We start from the raw sequence: 17,003 nt of genomic DNA, 5'->3' as shown, positions 1-17,003 counted from the left end.
TACAAGTTGGGAGGGAGTAAAAGTGGGGAAAAAAGTTTTCGTATTAGCTGAGTTACGAGAGGGAACTTTACGAAATGTGTCATTTGAAGCGATCGCTGCTGGAAAACAGATCGCTGAGGGTGGCGAAATTATTGCGTTGCTGTTAGGGAACTCTGTGCAAGCCCATACACAAGAATTGATTGCTTACGGGGCTAACCGAGTAATCACAATAGAAAGTGATCAATTAAAACATTATACTTCTGATGGCTATTCCCAATGTTTGCTTACAGCGATAGAAAAAGAACAACCAGACGCCCTGATCATGGGACACACGGCAATAGGAAAAGATCTCTCGCCTAAAATTGCAAACCGATTGAATGTTGGACTTATTTCAGATATTACAGCCATTGAGAAGACAGATAATCAATGGTCATTTATCAGACCAATTTATTCGGGAAAAGCTTTTGAAAGAAAAAAGCTGGTTGAGGATTTTATCTTTCTTACTCTCCGTCCTAATAATATCGAGCCAATAGAAAAAGATGATTCTCGTTCTGGTACTGTTACAGCTTTGGATATAGAAATAAACGACATTGCTTTAACAATCAAAGAAGTGATTAGAAAAGCTAGTGTTGGAGTTGACTTAGCGGAAGCAAAAGTCGTTGTCGCTGGAGGACGTGGCGTGAAAAGTGCCGAAGGTTTCAAACCATTACAAGAACTAGCAGATGTTCTTGGTGGGGCAGTAGGGGCTTCGCGTGGGGCATGTGATGCCGATTATTGCGATTACTCTTTGCAAATTGGCCAGACAGGAAAGGTTGTTACTCCCGATTTATATATAGCTTGTGGAATTTCGGGTGCGATTCAGCATTTAGCTGGAATGTCGAATTCAAAGACCATTGTGGCGATTAATAAAGATCCAGAAGCCAATATATTTCAAGTGGCCGATTATGGGATTGTTGGGGATTTATTTGAAGTGGTTCCACTTCTCACTGAAGAATTCAAAAAAATTAAGGCAAGCAATAAAAGTTAGCTTAATATCTAAATCAGCCATTTTTAAAAGCTAAAAAGTTAAGCAAAAAATTCGCAAGTACCTCTTTCTAATGATATACTGACTTTAAGTTTTGAATGTATATTAGGAGGGTGTATGAAATGGCTATTTCACATGCAACAGATCAAAACTTTGCCTCTGAGATTAGTGAAGGCGTAGTATTGGTTGATTTTTGGGCACCATGGTGTGGTCCATGTAAAATGATTGCTCCTGTATTGGAAGAATTGGATGGAGAACTTAACGGCAAAGCAAAGATTGTCAAACTAGACGTGGATGACAATCAAGAAACTGCTGGTAAATATGGTGTCATGAGTATTCCGACTTTAATTGTTTTTAAAGATGGGAAAGAAGTAGATAAGACAGTAGGCTTCCAACCTAAAGAAGCTTTGCAAGAATTAATCAATAAACATATCTAATGAACTAAATCCGGGCCCAGCGTCCGGATTTTTTAATCGGAATATTGCCAGGCTCACTAAGAACGCGCCTGTGTGTAACATTGGGGAACTATTGGTAAATAGTATTGGGAATGGTATTCCCACATAGCCGTTCATCCTTATATTAAGGCACCTACGTTTTTCTTAGGAGAAAGGAGGGGATAGGTTGTGAATGATCATATAAAAAATAAATTAGAAATTCTCCCTGATCAACCTGGTTGTTATTTAATGAAAGATCGACAAGGAACCATTATTTATGTGGGCAAAGCTAAAGTTTTAAAAAATAGAGTGCGCTCTTATTTTACAGGTTCTCATGATACCAAAACCCAGCGTCTTGTAAATGAGATTGAGGATTTTGAGTATATTATTACATCTTCTAATATTGAAGCGTTAATTTTAGAAATGAATTTGATTAAAAAACATGATCCGAAATATAACATTATGTTAAAGGATGATAAAAGTTATCCTTACATTAAAATAACAAATGAACGGCATCCCCGCCTCGTTATCACTCGCAAAGTAAAAAAGGATAAGGGGAAATACTTCGGTCCTTATCCTAATGCCCAAGCCGCAAATGAAACAAAAAAATTACTTGATCGGTTATATCCTCTTCGAAAATGTCAGAGCTTACCTGATCGTGTTTGTTTATATTATCATCTTGGCCAATGCCTGGCCCCCTGTGTGAATGAAGTTCCACAGGAAACATATAAAAATATCACAAGTGAAATTACAAAATTTTTAAATGGAGGGTATAAAGAAATAAAAGTTGATTTACAACAGAAAATGGAAGAGGCAGCGGAAAAATTAGAATTTGAACGGGCAAAGGAATATCGTGATCAAATTTCTAGTATAGAGACTACAATTGAGAAACAAACAATGATGTCAGCTGATTTTATTAATCGAGACGTATTTGGGTATGCGATTGATAAAGGCTGGATGTGTGTTCAAGTATTCTTTGTGAGACAAGGAAAACTGATTGAACGAGATGTTTCTATTTTCCCAATTTATGGTGAGCAAGAAGAAGAATTTCTCACTTTCATGGGACAATTTTATTCCCAGCCGAATCATTTTAAACCAAGGGAAATTTTGATTCCGGAAAATGCCGACCAAGTGTTGGCTGAACAACTTTTAAATGTCAAAGTTCTCCAACCGAAAAAAGGCCAAAAAAGGGATCTTGTCAATCTTGCAACGAAAAATGCCCATGTGGCACTTAATGAGAAGTTTTCTCTGATTGAAAAAGATGAGGAACGAACTGTTCTTGCGGTTGAAAAACTTGGAGAGGCCATGGGGATTTATACGCCATATCGAATTGAGGCCTTTGATAACTCCAATTTACAGGGAGTTAATCCTGTATCGGCGCTGGTTGTCTTTATTAACGGAAAGCCAGCGAAAAAAGAATATCGCAAATATAAAATTAAAACCGTTCAGGGGCCAGATGATTATGAATCAATGCGAGAAGTTGTGAGACGAAGGTACACGAGAGTTCTTAAAGAAGGTTTACCTTTACCAGATCTCATCTTAATTGATGGAGGAAAGGGACAGATTGAGGCGGCGAGAGATATACTTGAAAATGAATTAAATCTTGATATTGCCATTGCTGGACTTGCAAAAGATGATAAGCACCGAACCTCCCAGTTACTATTTGGAGATCCGCTAGAGGTCATCCCATTAGGAAGAACATCACAAGAATTTTATCTATTGCAAAGAATTCAAGATGAGGTGCACCGTTTTGCGATCACATTTCATCGACAATTACGGGGGAAATCTGCTTTTCAATCGATATTGGATGAGATAGAAGGTATTGGACCAGCGCGGAAAAAACTTTTACATCGCCATTTTGGTTCATTGAAAAAAATGAAAGAAGCAAGTGTTGAGGAGTTAATTCAAATTGGCTTACCAACAAAAACGGCAGAACTATTAAAGGAAAATTTGCAAAAGCAAGTTGAAAAGAAATAATAGGAGTGCTATAATATAGAAAATTTCAAAAAGATAGAGGCGCAAATCTTTAAGAGTAAGGGCTTGGAGAAGTACGGGCTTCCTTGAAGGGTTCTGAAAGGGGAGATTTGCCGAAGTGGAGAAATGACCGTCATTTTTTCTGCTGGTCCTACGTTTAAGAAATGTAGGATTGTCAAAATGGTAAAAGCCATTTTGGAGAGCTATCCCATGTTGTGATCTGAAGTGTTTATAAGTCAAATTCACAAGCAATGAGGAAAAAGCTCATTGCTTTTTTATGTGGAAAAAAAGCAGCATCATAGACTGTTGTTCTTATTACTTCGATCAAGGCTGATTATGGAGAAAGGGAAGGTTGGATAATGGATACAATTGTAATTAAATTTGGTGGATCTTCATTAAGTACTACAGACAAAATTAAAAATGCTGCGGATCGAATCATCCAGATACGCAAACAAGGTAATAATGTTATAGCCGTTGTTTCGGCAATGGGAAAAACAACAGATCAATTACTTTCACTTGCTGAGCAGATTACAGATAAACCTGCTCAACGAGAAATGGACATGCTTCTTACTACGGGAGAACAAGTATCCATCTCACTTCTAACGATGGCACTTACTAGTAAGGGTATGGAAGCAATTTCCTTAACAGGCTGGCAAGCGGGAATTGTGACCGAAAATATCCACTCGAATGCGAGAATATTAGATGTTAAAACAGCTATGCTGCGTAAGCGATTGGATGAGGGAAAGGTAGTAGTAGCCGCCGGCTTTCAAGGTGTAACTGAAGAAGGTGAAATCACCACTTTAGGACGCGGTGGATCAGATACAACAGCGGTTGCGATTGCGGCTGCATTAGATGCCAAACGTTGTTTGATTTGCACTGATGTAACAGGTGTTTATACATCTGACCCGCGTTTTGTCCCAACTGCACGGAAACTATCTTCTATTTCTTATGATGAGATGTTGGAATTAGCAAATCTTGGAGCTGGTGTTTTACATCCGCGTGCTGTGGAGTTTGCGAAAAATTATGGTGTAGCACTTGAAGTTCGATCAAGTATTGAAAACGAAGAAGGAACAGTAATTGAGGAGGAAGTATCAATGGAACAAAATCTGATTGTACGTGGTGTAGCATTTGAAAAAGGAATGACAAGACTGACGATTTTAGGCTTAAATAACGAATTAAATGGATTATCTTCCATATTTACTGTCCTAGCCGATCATCAAATCGATGTAGACATCATTATTCAAAGTCAAACAGATACAAATAAAACGAATCTGTCTTTTTCGATTAAAACAAAGGATTTAGATAATGTGATTGAAGTATTAGAACAACATAGACAAGAAATTGGCTATGAAGGCTTAGAGCATGAGGCAGAGTTAGCAAAAGTATCTATTGTTGGTTCAGGCATGGTGTCTAATCCAGGTGTTGCAGCCAGAATGTTCCAAATTCTTGCTAAAAAGCAAATTCAAGTGAAAATGGTTAGTACTTCTGAGATTAAAATATCTGTTGTTGTAAATGAAGATCAAATGGAGCTTGCTGCTCAAACATTACACGAAGAATATGATTTAGGTGCTGTTCCAGCAGAAGCGACAAATTGAATGGTCTGAACTATTAAACCCAAGTGGCAGTTTGACAAGTGCCCAAAACCGAGACCGAATATTCTTTCTCGGTTTTGGGAAATTTCATGTCATGAGCTTGAACAACTTGGTGAATTCGCTAAATTGAGCCGAATGTTCATATGTAATGCGAAAGATTAAAGCATGTTCAATCACCCATTGGCGTTTATATTTCACCTTGGACATGGTCTTTTAAATCCCAACGCACAATAAAATACACTTTCTTTTTCCGCTTGGCAATTTCTTCATGTGCTTCAGTGATAATATTTTTTTGCGATTGGATCTGTTCTGCAATAAATCCAGCTTCCAGACGGAAAGAAGGCTCATCATGCATCAGCAATCGTCTCTCAACGATTTCACCGGTAAGTTCTAGCTTCATTTCTTTTTTATTCTGTTCGACCAATTCTAAATGTCCCCATGCAGCTTCTTTAAAAAAAGAAGAAATTTCTTCAACTGAAAGCAATGGGAATGTCCTAGCTATATGTTTGCCAACCCAATAGGATATTTCGTCGGTATCTTTTCCGAGCATTTCAGGAATTAAAATATCCCGAAGTAATTCATAAGCAAACATTGGGACCATTTGGTCAGTTTTTGCTTCTCTTTCAAAGGTATGTGTTGATGAAGGTTTCACGGTCCTATCTCCCTCTTTTCTTTCATCCCTATTATATACAAAAAGAGCTCGATTTTGAAAAAATTTGCTAAAAAAATGAAAAATATTCAAATTTGGAGTTAGGAAACCGTTATCTTGACGCTTTATGTAGGGAAGAGTAAAATGAATATGTCCACAAAATTGTAACTATATTAAATTTTGTGCTACTGAAATCTACTTTTGATAGATTTCTGGTACAGATGTAAATGACTAAGGGGGGTAAATTGTGGCGGGAAAAAATGAATTTTATTGGCGCAGGCTGCATTCTTTATTGGGCGTCATTCCGGTAGGATTATTTTTAGTGCAGCATCTTGTAGTCAATCACTTTGCTACACAAGGAGAAGCAGCTTTTAATACGGCTGCAGGTTTTATGGGGAAATTGCCATTCGTCATTTTCCTTGAATTCGTAGTTATATACATACCAATACTTTTTCACGGGATTCTCGGGATTTACATTGCGTTTGTAGCAAAGAACAATCCAATTAAACTGGGTTGGTTTCGCAATTGGATGTTTACGATTCAAAGGATAACAGGAATTATCTTATTAGCCTTTATTGCTTGGCATGTGTATCAAACGCGAATTCAAGCTGCTTTTGGAGCTGAAGTCAATTTCCAAATGATGGAGGATATTTTATCTGATCCGGTTGTTTTGATCTTGTATCTACTAGGTATCCTTTCAGCGACATTCCATTTATCGAATGGTTTATGGTCTTTCTTAGTTAGATGGGGAATTACTCAATCACCTCGATCTCAAAAAATCTCTTCATGGGTAATGGGTGCGGTTTTTGTAGTACTTTCCATCATTGGTGTACGTGCAGCATTTGCATTTGTTTTTCCTGACTTTTTCGTAGGTTAGTGAAAGGCAATTGAACAATGGGGAAAAAAGGAGTGGATCGCAACGATGAATAACGGTAAAGTCATCGTGGTCGGTGGAGGTTTAGCCGGCTTAATGGCAACAATAAAAATAGCTGAAGCAGGTAAACAAGTGGATCTTTTTTCACTTGTTCCGGTAAAACGTTCACATTCCGTCTGTGCTCAAGGGGGAATCAATGGAGCAGTGAATACAAAGGGGGAAGGAGATTCGCCTTGGATTCACTTTGACGATACGGTCTATGGTGGAGATTTCTTAGCTAACCAACCACCAGTAAAAGCGATGTGTGAGGCAGCACCAGGAATTATTAATCTATTAGATCGAATGGGTGTTATGTTTAATCGAACACCAGAAGGATTATTAGATTTTCGTAGATTTGGTGGAACTCAACATCACCGTACTGCCTATGCAGGTGCTACAACAGGTCAACAGCTTTTGTATGCATTGGACGAGCAGGTTCGCCGTCATGAGGTAGCTGGACTTGTAAACAAATATGAAGGTTGGGATTTTCTAGGGATTATCCAAGATGATACAGGTGCATGTCGAGGGATTGTTGCACAAAACATGACAACAATGGAAATCCAATCTTTTCCGGCTGATGCTGTCCTTCTAGCAACAGGTGGTCCTGGTATTATTTTTGGAAAATCAACTAACTCAGTTATCAATACAGGATCTGCAGCTTCTGTTGTTTATCAACAAGGTGCAACCTATGCTAACGGGGAATTTATTCAAATTCATCCAACGGCAATCCCTGGAGATGATAAACTACGTTTAATGAGTGAATCTGCACGTGGTGAAGGTGGAAGGATTTGGACATATAAAGATGGAAAACCATGGTACTTCTTAGAAGAAAAATATCCAGCATATGGAAATCTAGTTCCTCGTGATATAGCAACACGAGAAATTTTCCATGTATGTGTAGATATGAAATTAGGTCTTAATGGTGAAAACATGGTCTATCTTGATCTATCTCATAAGGATGCTCATGAGCTTGATGTAAAACTTGGTGGGATCATTGAAATTTATGAGAAGTTTACTGGAGAAGATCCAAGGAAAGTACCGATGAAAATCTTCCCAGCTGTTCACTATTCAATGGGCGGCCTTTGGGTAGATTATAATCAACATACAAATATTGAAGGACTGTTCGCTGCAGGGGAATGTGATTATTCTCAGCATGGTGCAAACCGACTTGGAGCAAACTCATTATTATCAGCTATCTATGGTGGAATGGTCGCAGGGCCAGAGGCTGTTAAGTATATCGATGGACTTGAAAAAAGCGCTGATGCTTTATCTTCCGCTTTGTTTGATTCAGCTGCAAAGAAAGAACAAGAAAAATGGGCTGATATTATGTCCATGGACGGCGATGAAAATGCGTATGTCCTCCATAAAGAACTTGGAGAATGGATGACGGATAATGTAACAGTTGTCCGGTATAATGATAAGTTGAAAAAAACAGATGATAAAATCCTTGAACTTATGGAAAGATGGAAAAATATTAATATTAATGATACATCTGGTTGGAGTAACCAAGGTGCTATGTTTACAAGACAATTGGGACATATGCTCCATTTAGCTCGTGTTATTACTATTGGAGCTTTGAACCGGAATGAGAGTAGAGGCGCTCATTATAAACCAGATTTTCCTGATCGTAATGATGGAGAATGGTTAAAAACTACAAAAGCAAATTATAATGCTAGCACGAACTCTCCTGAATTTAGTTATGAAGATGTAGATGTTTCACTTATTAAACCTCGTGAACGGAATTATGCTAAGAAGAAAGAGGTGAAATAAGGATGGCCGAACAAAAGAAAGTAACTTTTATTATTACCCGTCAAAAAGACGATAAATCGGAACCTTATGAAGAAAAATTTATTTTGGATTACCGTCCTAATATGAACGTTATTTCTGCATTAATGGAGATTCGGAGAAATCCAGTTAATGCGGAAGGAAAGAAAACAAGCCCAGTTGCTTGGGATATGAACTGTCTAGAAGAAGTTTGCGGTGCTTGTTCCATGGTAATCAATGGAAAACCACGTCAGTCATGTACGGCGCTGATTGATAAGTTGCAACAACCGATTCGACTTGCTCCAATGGCTACTTTCCCAGTTGTCCGAGATTTGATTGTAGATAGGAGTAGAATGTTTGATTCCCTTAAAAGAATCAAAGCATGGATTCCTATAGATGGAACTTATGATTTAGGTCCGGGACCACGTATGCCTGAAAGGAAGCGCCAGTGGGCTTATGAACTTTCAAAATGTATGACATGTGGGGTTTGTCTTGAAGCATGCCCGAACGTTAATCAAAAGTCTAATTTTATAGGACCTGCATTCTTATCACTAGTTCGTCTTTATAATGCCCACCCAACAGGTGCGATGAATAAAGATGAACGTTTAGAGGCATTGATGGATGATGGTGGGATTGCTGATTGTGGGAACTCACAAAACTGTGTTCAAGTATGTCCGAAAGGTATTCCGCTTACAACATCGATCGCTGCCATGAACCGTGCTACCAATGTTCAAATGTTTAAAAACTTCTTTGGAAGCGACCATATGGTTGATTAAAAACAAAAAAGTGTCTGCATGTGTATGGATGAATGGCAGGGCGCTCCGTCTTGGAGCGTGATGCCATTCTGCCCGACAGTATGTTATCAAGGGTAAAGAAGATAAATACTTGAGCAGGATGTCAATAGCAATAATACAGGTGAACAAAAAAAGTCAGTAGTATATCTACTGACTTTTTTGATGTACAGAAAGATAAATTCATCCATTCGCTTAAGATAAGCATTGAAATAGTTGTATTATGATCAAGTGATATCACATTTTTTACGTAGAAACATATTATAGGCCATGCCCTGAAAGTTTATTTACTTTTTCCGTCAATAATAATTTAAATTCATCTTCACTTAATATTTTTAAGTTTTTTCCTTTTTCAATTAGTTCACATGCCTTTTTCTGCTTGGAACTTATTCCACTTTTACCTACTACGTTTTCATCTTGAGTACCGATCACAAGATAATCAGTGACACCACTAACACCACTTTTTATATGGCCACCAAGATCTACAACCTTTTGCATGGCATCCTTGCGATCTAATGTGCTGAGTTCTCCTGTAAAAACAATATTCTTACTGTAGAGTGGATGGGTCGGGTCAAAATCTTTAGTTTTCGGGATAATATCTGATACTTTAATTTTATTAAATTTCTTTTTTCTTTGTTTAAAGCTTGTCTGTGCTTTTAAATCTTTAAAGTTTTTGATGGGAATGGAGGAAAAAGTGCTTAAATATGTACCAATGGACTTCCTACTTTTGATTTGTATGGATTTGATGACTAGTTCGGCACATGCTCTAGCATCAGAAAGAGCATGATGGTGGTCATTTAATGTAATTCCAAAATGTTCAGTCCGCGCCTTTAAAGAGCTACCAATTCCTTCCCCCCTGCATGCACGTGTGCTAATTGGGATACTACATATGTATGGAAAAGTAGGGAGCTCAAAAGAATAAGTAAGCAAGCAATTTTTAAGAACACTCATATCAAATTGAGCATTATGAGCAATAATATAATTTTCTTCAGTAAAATGATGGGATATTTCATTCCAGACTTCATCGAACTTAGGGGCATCTTTTAAATCCTGCTGAGTTAGTCCATGTATCTTTGTAAATTCGCGCTCCATAAACAAACTTGGAGGTTGAATAACAAAATATTTTTCTGCAATTATTTTATTCTCTTGAACAAAGACCATACCTAATGAACAAGCGCTATCAAGTTTGTTATTGGCAATTTCAAAATCTATCGCGATAAAATCCATTTTTACTCCTCCTCTATTTATTTAATCTAGATAGAATACCAAAAGTATATAGTATCAGCTTAAGTTATGGGACTTTCACAAGTTGACTCCATTATAGCAAAGCCTAAAGCCATGTCCAATGACATACTTATTTGAGGGCAGAGGGGCTGTTCACTTTTTAAATATCTAATTAAGGTTAAATTAAATTGTTAGCAGGAACATTCAGTAAATAATTGCATTATATGAGAATAAAGCAAACAGATTTTCCGGATGGGGAGCGATGGAATTCTTCAGAATTTCATCAACTTAAGAAATGAAAAATGGGTAGAAAAGGTGATTATGGATCAGTGTCTATAGATATTCTGTTAAGAAGTCCCCAGTTGTATAGTTGAAAGCCTGATTTCCGCCTATTTAGCTATTTCTTGCCTTTTGGGTGTCACTCCATTAATTTCATTCACATATGATAAGGTGACAATCAAAAATACCCATCCCCGCGGTTCAAAGCTGGCGAAGGCAAGGAGGGTTATAATAGTTGAAGGAGAATGAATTCACACATAAACCATTACTAACGAAAAGAGAAAGAGAAGTTTTCGAACTGCTCGTCCAAGATAAGACAACAAGAGAAATAGCACAAGAATTATTTATTAGCGAAAAAACAGTTCGGAATCATATATCCAATGCTATACATACTTATTGCTGATAATAAAATAACCACTTGCATTATAAAAAATAAGAGGCTTTAATTCAGGGATATGTGTATCATTCCATGCTACATGTACTCCTTAGCGCATTTATGGATGCATGAACATTCATGCTAAATCTATATTGAGCAAGTTGTTCTATAACTACAAAGTAATCGGCTATATTGCTAACTATTGCGACATGTTCCCTTCGAAATTGTGTTCGCATGAGCAGGCAAGCAGCCATTCTTTGGCTTGTTTTTCTGAATTAGCAACTTCGTTACTCATTTATTGGGAGTGAAAGTGACTGTATAAGTAGCTGAATTTTTCAGCAAGTATTAATTACTTCTCAATGCTGCCTAGACCTGGCTTGAGATAGATTTTCCTACTCTACCTTTTGTACTTGGAATAGAACGCCTTCAAGTGTTTGATAGATTCATAACCTTCAACATAGTTAGGGTCCAGTTGTTTAATTCTAGCAAATATTAGATAGTCAACCTCATCTGGATAATTATACGAGAAGTGGGAGAGCACTTTGTTTGCACGTTCTTCTCAATAGTTGGATACTCATGTAATTTATCTAGTTGCATTCGATCGCTTCCGATATATTATCTTAAAAGGAAGAGCCCCAAAAAGGACTATTCCTTATTTTACTTCAATCTTCCACATAGCCTTTGTATTAGTCATAAAGTCCTTATAATAAACTTCATAAGGTCCTTTACCTGATACACCATAAGCTCCGTACCCTGATATGTTCTTACCTGGTTGCAATGTATCTGATAAGGAATCTATTGGATAACTCGACATCTTAGTTCCATCGGCATCATAGACTTCAAAATCATAAGTATCAAAATAAATTTCTTCATCAGTAGCATTTTGAATATCCATGTCAATGACTAACACTTCTTTTGGATCCTCATCTGCATATTCGTTTCTTTCATCCGTGTATTTTGCTTCTTTTAACGTGATGATAGTCCCAGCAACATCTATTTTATCTCCTAATTGGAAGGTGCCTAGATCTTCTCCTGAGTCTCCTTCTTCAATGTCATCTAAATCAATTTGCTCAGTAATTTTAGCTATTTCAAATCCTGTTAAATCAGAATAAATAATTGTAGGTTCCTCATTTTTAAAATAGGCTGAATGCTTATAAAGTTCACGTATAGACGCATCTAAAATAGGAGCCGTAAATGTATTTACTAATGCATCACCATCGGAATTGTTAAATATTATTTCAATAGTACTGTCATTAACCATCTCTGCCTTGTTAAAAACCATTTCTCCGTTTTCATCTCCTTCGCTCAGATCTTTTAGGAACAGATCAAATTGTTTTTTTGATAGATTGATATTTTCCCAATCTTCCGCAGTTAAAAATTCAAAGTTTTTATCTTCAAATGCTTCTAGGCCAGTTCCTTCTTCGTTTTCCTTAGACGATTGTCTTTCTCCTGGCTTAGGTTCTTCTACTTTACTAGCCGTCTTGCCATCGGTGCCACAGGCCCCTAACAATATGATCATGAGGCATGATAGTGACACTAACCACTTCATCTTCATTTGAATCCCCCTACATTTGTAATGGTAAAATATAACTATAGCATATGTAGAAATTAAACACGATCAAATTGCGATCGTGTATTGACTATTGTCATACTTGGGCTTAATCGTCTTATTCCCCATAATCTTGTTCCTCTTCTTCCAATAGCATCTCTTTCAATTTAAAAAGTTTGATAACTTCTTTCGTGTTTGCTTCTCGATCAGTCGCTAAGTCGTGGAAAAAGAACAGGGGGGTTTTAGCTTTTTAATCAATTTTAATTCTTCAGTGGATTAGTAAATATCTTGTCTGGAGAAGGAAACTGGTTGGAATGGTACTAAATTATTTATCCAATTGCTTTTTCTGTGGGTTAATATCTGCAAATGTAGAGACGCATATTTTAAAACTAAAATATATAGGGTCGTCCTTGTGTCCCATCTACATAAGGTATATCGAGGTGATTTAAGTGACAGAGAAAAAGAAAAAGAAAAAATCCCCTTTGTACATTGGCAAGGAATATTACGGATCCATTCCCATGGAGGAGGCTTTTAAAAAAGCGCTTGAACCATATTTCAACAAAGATAAACAATTTCAAGCGACAAAGTAACAATTTTTCTTTTCCTCTTTTTTTGGTAAGTACAAGCTTTTTCACTTAAATTTACTAGATGGTGAGGCTGTTGTCTGTTCAATGCTTATTACAATACATTGATGGGAGACATTTAGCGGATAGAAATAACATTTAGGGACCATTTCACTTTGCTGGCTAAACGGTTAATACGAAGCATAAGGGAAAGTTCCCTAGATACTCGTCATGGGTGAGGCTAAGGGATGGCAGACAAAAAACTAATATACGATTCGACTAAATAGCGATATAGCTAGTAATACTATTCTAACTGTTGCAGAGTAGTTTCAGCCCAGTCCGAAAATGAGCCGGTGCCGTTGCAACTAGAACAAGTCGGATCAATAAGCGCATCCGTGGTAAAAAATCCTCTGCCGGAACAGTCAGGACAAGTACCTTTGCGACGGTGAATATTTATCTTCTTTTTAGTTTGAGTGGCGTTCCATTCAGTTATTCTGTTATTTATTTTGTTAAAAATCTCCATGTCAATCACCTCAGAATTTATTATGAGGGCTTCTAAGATATATTATTCATTTATTTCGGTGTATGACACAGCTAAAGGAGGTAATTTAATGTTTTTACTCGTAAGGGAAAGAATTCAAGTGGAAGATGATGTAGATGTAGACAATTACAAAACTATTTGATTAGGAGTGAAATTTAAATTCGGTATATGGAAGTGGGTAAAATATCGTATGGACGCGTTAAATGAACAGTTTGATTATCTTTTGAAAAAATATATACAATAGGCTGGATAAATGAGGAATTTATTCAAAGGGGAAAGAATGCAAGATCCTTGAATGAAAGATTAAAAGATATTAAAGGCAATTGGGAATAGCGTTATATTAAACTAGAGGATATCGATTGGCTAATCTCCATTACAAGTGAATATCAAAAACCTTATCAGGTATAGAAGTTATAGGGGATGAATATAGCATACTACTCTGGTGAATTTCCCAGCGGACGAAATCATCAAAGAATAGGAAAATATTGTTTTTTCCTTATAAAGAGAGTATGTTATAAGCGAAATATTTTAGATTGGCTAAAACATTCGATTTGGTGGACAGAGATCTACTAAGTTTTAACTCTTTTAAAAAAATAATGATGGATTTCAACTTACCCAGGAAGAAATAATTAATATAGTTAAGGAACGCAATGATATATTATAAGAAGTAGATTATTAAATACAAAACTTAGTTTTACTACCCCACTGGAGGACATTGAATGACGCAATAAGCGTTGTTTGATGTCCTATTTTTTTGAAAAAGGGGGAGTGAGTTTATGAATAGCAGTTGAAAAGATCATTTAAAAGTTTGAAATAAGACCATATAGCCACGAAGAAGAAAAAGCGTAAAGTAGAGCCTTTCACAGATTCTAAATTAAAGTGTCTCATGGGGATGGAAAGGGCTATTCGGGATGCAGTCTAATGTAATCTTATTCCCTCTTTTATATCTTCTATAAATAGATTCACCATTTTGCGACAAAATCCTTAAATACTTTATGCTAGGTTGGTAGAGAAAGTAAAACGGCAATAAAATAGACTATAGCTAATAACACGAATGTTCGCTGTAATTATAAGCAGTCACTTTCCTGCATATACATCAAATAAAGGAGAGGATTGTATTGCTTCTTAATGATGATAAAGGAGAAATTGTTCAAATTCCTTGGCAAGAAAGTCCTTATATGGTGTATGTTCGGGTTTCAACTGATAAAGATGAACAAGTTTCATCTCCAGAAAACCAAATTGACATTTGTCGATATTGGCTGGAAAGAAACAATTATGAGTGGGAAGAAAAGTCTGTTGTCTTTGATGATGGTATTTCCGGTACTGTTTTGCTTGATCGTACAGCAATGCAGCTGGTCCTTGAAAAAGCAAGAAGGCGCGAGATCAAGATGGTTGTTTTTAAATCGATCCACCGTTTAGCAAGAGATATGAGAGACGCTCTTGAAATAAAAGAGACGCTTATCGCTCATGGCGTGCGCTTAGTTACGATTGAAGAAGGATATGATAGCCTATACGAAGGTAAAAACGACATGAAATTTGAAATGTTTTCTATGTTTGCAGCTCAATATCCAAAGACATTATCTGTTTCGGTTACTGGTGCGCTTGCAGCCAAAGTAAGACGTGGGGAACATTTAGGGCAAATTCCATATGGCTATAAGAGTGTAAATAAGAAACTCCAAATTGATGAGGAAGTGGCTCCAACGATTAGAAAGATATTTCACTGGTACAATCATCATGGTTTAGGTTTTAAGTCTGTTATGTATAAACTTAACGAAGAACTTGAGAAGGGGAATGTAGTTCCTCCGCAAAGAACGGAAAAATGGCAGTTGACAACCGTTCAGTCTATTATAAAAAATGCAAGTTATACAGGCACATTTATTCATAATAGATATACAACCGTCAAGATAGATGGACGAAAAAAACAAATTCAAAATCCACGGGAAAAATGGATGATCTATGAAAATCATCATCCGGCCATCATTCCTATTCAAGAATGGGAATTAGCCAACAGCAAAATACACAAGAATCATAGAAAGAAAATTACTCCTTGGAACGAATTTAGAAATATATTGAAGTGCTCTGAATGTGGTTCAAGCATGGTAATTATGCAATCATATCGGATACGTAAAAAAGATAATGTTAGAGTGGAGTGGAAATATCTTAAGTGCAGTGCATATCGGCGCGGAGGGAAAGATTTATGCGTAAATCATGCTCCGATTATGTATGAGGATTTCAGAGAGTTAATGTTAAAAAAAATAAAAGAAAAAGCCAATGATATTGAATTGAACTTTCAAAACACAATTCAACAGCAAAAGAAAAAAGAAATAGCCTCATTGGAAACTAAACTCATGCTTATTGAAAAGAAGAATGGAGGACTTGTTGATCTATACCTGGAAGATAAATTGATTTCTAAACAAGAATTCCAATTGAAGAGAAAAGAATATGAAAATGAAATTGCTACAATAAAAGATAAATTGTTTATTTTTAAACAGGAGAATAATACACAAATGCCAATCAAAAACATTAAAGAAGCTTTTGAACAATTTGAGCGAAATGAAGAAGATCTACACCACATATTTAAACAATTGCTTGATGAAATCATTATATACCCTGATGGTAAATTGGATATAACTTATACGTTCGCTAAATAATTATGCCCATACCTCCATGCAAAAGGAATGTATGACCAACGCCATGCAAAAATTGGGTGTGAAAGGTCGATCCCAAGCTGTCGTGGAACTTCTACGTATGGGGGAATTAAAGTTATAAAGTGTACCATCTATCAGTGGGACTTTCCCCTCAAATAAAGCTTTTTGGGGAAACTCACTATTTTTACAGTAAGCCTAAGTCACATCTGGTCTTTATTTTGAAGGATTAGGTATTAGTGGACTGCTATTAACTTCTTCGATCCCCGAAAGTTTTAAGAAGGAAATAAACGGTCTGTTATAGTGGGACTAAGCAAAACCGGCTATCTATATGGGAAGCCGGTTTTTGTGATGGTAATAGTAATTTTTACTGATCTAAAAAGGTGGGGAGAATATATGCTTCGGCATTTAGCTTTTTACACCATACAAAATGCAGCCAACGCCAATGAACACCCAAATTATTTTGGAGAAGGAAATTTGGCTTGTTAAGCCAACTAATCCTACTGTTGTTGCAATAATGAATACGATCGGTCCGACTAATACAAGTGAACTATTAACGATCAGGGCTTTTTCAACATCATTAAATCGCAGCATTAGATATGCCGCAAATATATCAATACTGCCTGATAATACTCTTAGTAACGCCATGATAATAATGGTTTTCTCTAAATAAATAAACATTTTTTCCTCCTGCTAAATGTGCTAT

13 protein-coding genes, 1 pseudogene and 1 riboswitch are annotated in these 17,003 nt (G+C 36.6%); of the genes and pseudogenes, 10 read left to right on the top strand and 4 right to left on the bottom strand.

Annotated features, from left to right (window positions below; all coding sequences use genetic code 11):
* Positions 1–22 precede the first annotated feature (22 nt).
* The 4 genes from J2Z23_RS09485 (at position 23) to J2Z23_RS09470 (ending at position 5,006) form a co-directional block, all read left to right on the top strand.
* The gene (locus J2Z23_RS09485) at positions 23–1,006 is read left to right on the top strand and encodes an electron transfer flavoprotein subunit alpha/FixB family protein (RefSeq protein ID WP_209973736.1); all 984 of its coding nucleotides are present in this window, start codon (positions 23–25) and stop codon (positions 1,004–1,006) included.
* 95 nt (positions 1,007–1,101) lie between these two features.
* On the top strand, positions 1,102–1,440 hold the full coding sequence (gene trxA, locus J2Z23_RS09480; RefSeq protein WP_274380131.1) for a thioredoxin: 339 nt from the start codon (positions 1,102–1,104) through the stop codon (positions 1,438–1,440).
* A 186-nt stretch (positions 1,441–1,626) separates the two neighbouring features.
* Positions 1,627–3,414 carry an excinuclease ABC subunit UvrC gene (gene uvrC / locus J2Z23_RS09475; RefSeq protein WP_057985072.1) on the top strand — a complete coding sequence of 596 codons (1,788 nt, stop codon included), beginning with the start codon at positions 1,627–1,629 and terminating at the stop codon, positions 3,412–3,414.
* 26 nt (positions 3,415–3,440) lie between these two features.
* Positions 3,441–3,625: riboswitch (Lysine riboswitch) on the top strand.
* A 145-nt stretch (positions 3,626–3,770) separates the two neighbouring features.
* Positions 3,771–5,006 carry an aspartate kinase gene (locus J2Z23_RS09470; RefSeq protein ID WP_057985070.1) on the top strand — a complete coding sequence of 412 codons (1,236 nt, stop codon included), beginning with the start codon at positions 3,771–3,773 and terminating at the stop codon, positions 5,004–5,006.
* Between the two features lie 184 nt (positions 5,007–5,190).
* On the opposite strand, the gene J2Z23_RS09465 is transcribed toward J2Z23_RS09470, so the two are convergent.
* Positions 5,191–5,655 (bottom strand): YslB family protein, encoded by a 465-nt coding sequence (locus tag J2Z23_RS09465; protein WP_420795727.1) that lies wholly within the window; start codon positions 5,653–5,655, stop codon positions 5,191–5,193.
* A gap of 244 nt (positions 5,656–5,899) precedes the next feature.
* On the opposite strand from J2Z23_RS09465, the gene J2Z23_RS09460 reads away from it, so the two are divergent.
* Genes J2Z23_RS09460 through sdhB form a run of 3 tightly spaced genes read left to right on the top strand, consistent with a single transcriptional unit; the run spans position 5,900 to position 9,105 of the window.
* Positions 5,900–6,529 carry a succinate dehydrogenase cytochrome b558 subunit gene (locus J2Z23_RS09460; protein WP_057985069.1) on the top strand — a complete coding sequence of 210 codons (630 nt, stop codon included), beginning with the start codon at positions 5,900–5,902 and terminating at the stop codon, positions 6,527–6,529.
* A 45-nt stretch (positions 6,530–6,574) separates the two neighbouring features.
* Complete coding sequence (gene sdhA, locus J2Z23_RS09455; protein WP_057985067.1) at positions 6,575–8,335, top strand: succinate dehydrogenase flavoprotein subunit; 1,761 nt, start codon at positions 6,575–6,577, stop codon at positions 8,333–8,335.
* Positions 8,336–8,337: 2 nt separating this feature from the next.
* Positions 8,338–9,105, top strand: a complete 768-nt coding sequence (gene sdhB, locus J2Z23_RS09450) for a succinate dehydrogenase iron-sulfur subunit (protein WP_057985065.1) — start codon at positions 8,338–8,340, stop codon at positions 9,103–9,105.
* A 276-nt stretch (positions 9,106–9,381) separates the two neighbouring features.
* Here the strand turns inward: sdhB and J2Z23_RS09445 are convergent, their stop codons facing one another.
* Positions 9,382–10,347, bottom strand: a complete 966-nt coding sequence (locus J2Z23_RS09445) for an exonuclease domain-containing protein (RefSeq protein ID WP_057985062.1) — start codon at positions 10,345–10,347, stop codon at positions 9,382–9,384.
* 511 nt (positions 10,348–10,858) lie between these two features.
* On the opposite strand from J2Z23_RS09445, the gene J2Z23_RS09440 reads away from it, so the two are divergent.
* Positions 10,859–11,026, top strand: coding sequence for a helix-turn-helix domain-containing protein (locus J2Z23_RS09440; protein ID WP_057985061.1), 168 nt, complete (start codon positions 10,859–10,861; stop codon positions 11,024–11,026).
* Between the two features lie 625 nt (positions 11,027–11,651).
* Here J2Z23_RS09440 and J2Z23_RS09435 read toward each other — a convergent pair.
* Positions 11,652–12,554, bottom strand: a complete 903-nt coding sequence (locus J2Z23_RS09435) for a DUF4352 domain-containing protein (protein ID WP_209973734.1) — start codon at positions 12,552–12,554, stop codon at positions 11,652–11,654.
* A 2,216-nt stretch (positions 12,555–14,770) separates the two neighbouring features.
* Between J2Z23_RS09435 and J2Z23_RS09430 the strand changes: the two genes are divergently transcribed.
* Both J2Z23_RS09430 and J2Z23_RS09425 read left to right on the top strand, forming a co-directional pair.
* On the top strand, positions 14,771–16,303 hold the full coding sequence (locus tag J2Z23_RS09430; protein WP_318249146.1) for a recombinase family protein: 1,533 nt from the start codon (positions 14,771–14,773) through the stop codon (positions 16,301–16,303).
* A 31-nt stretch (positions 16,304–16,334) separates the two neighbouring features.
* Positions 16,335–16,421: pseudogene (locus tag J2Z23_RS09425) on the top strand (helix-turn-helix transcriptional regulator); the annotation flags it as partial.
* A gap of 284 nt (positions 16,422–16,705) precedes the next feature.
* On the opposite strand, the gene J2Z23_RS09420 reads toward J2Z23_RS09425, so the two are convergent.
* On the bottom strand, positions 16,706–16,978 hold the full coding sequence (locus tag J2Z23_RS09420; RefSeq protein ID WP_057985054.1) for a YqhV family protein: 273 nt from the start codon (positions 16,976–16,978) through the stop codon (positions 16,706–16,708).
* Between the last annotated feature and the right edge of the window lie 25 nt (positions 16,979–17,003).

The sequence above is a fragment of the Lederbergia galactosidilytica genome (genome assembly GCF_017873565.1).
GTDB classification, from domain to species: Bacteria; Bacillota; Bacilli; order Bacillales; family Bacillaceae_C; genus Lederbergia; species Lederbergia galactosidilytica.
The sequence above is the reverse complement of the archived record's forward strand: the minus strand, read 5'-3'. Positions and strand labels throughout refer to the sequence as shown.

Bases quoted from the DNA above. Each gene is read 5' to 3' on its own strand.
- trxA (WP_274380131.1), top strand. From the start codon at position 1,102: ATGTATATTAGGAGGGTGTATGAAATGGCTATTTCACATGCAACAGAT.
- J2Z23_RS09470 (WP_057985070.1), top strand. From the start codon at position 3,771: ATGGATACAATTGTAATTAAATTTGGTGGATCTTCATTAAGTACTACA.
- sdhA (WP_057985067.1), top strand. From the start codon at position 6,575: ATGAATAACGGTAAAGTCATCGTGGTCGGTGGAGGTTTAGCCGGCTTA.
- sdhB (WP_057985065.1), top strand. From the start codon at position 8,338: ATGGCCGAACAAAAGAAAGTAACTTTTATTATTACCCGTCAAAAAGAC.
- J2Z23_RS09445 (WP_057985062.1), bottom strand. From the start codon at position 10,347: ATGGATTTTATCGCGATAGATTTTGAAATTGCCAATAACAAACTTGAT.
- J2Z23_RS09435 (WP_209973734.1), bottom strand. From the start codon at position 12,554: ATGAAGATGAAGTGGTTAGTGTCACTATCATGCCTCATGATCATATTG.
- J2Z23_RS09420 (WP_057985054.1), bottom strand. From the start codon at position 16,978: ATGTTTATTTATTTAGAGAAAACCATTATTATCATGGCGTTACTAAGA.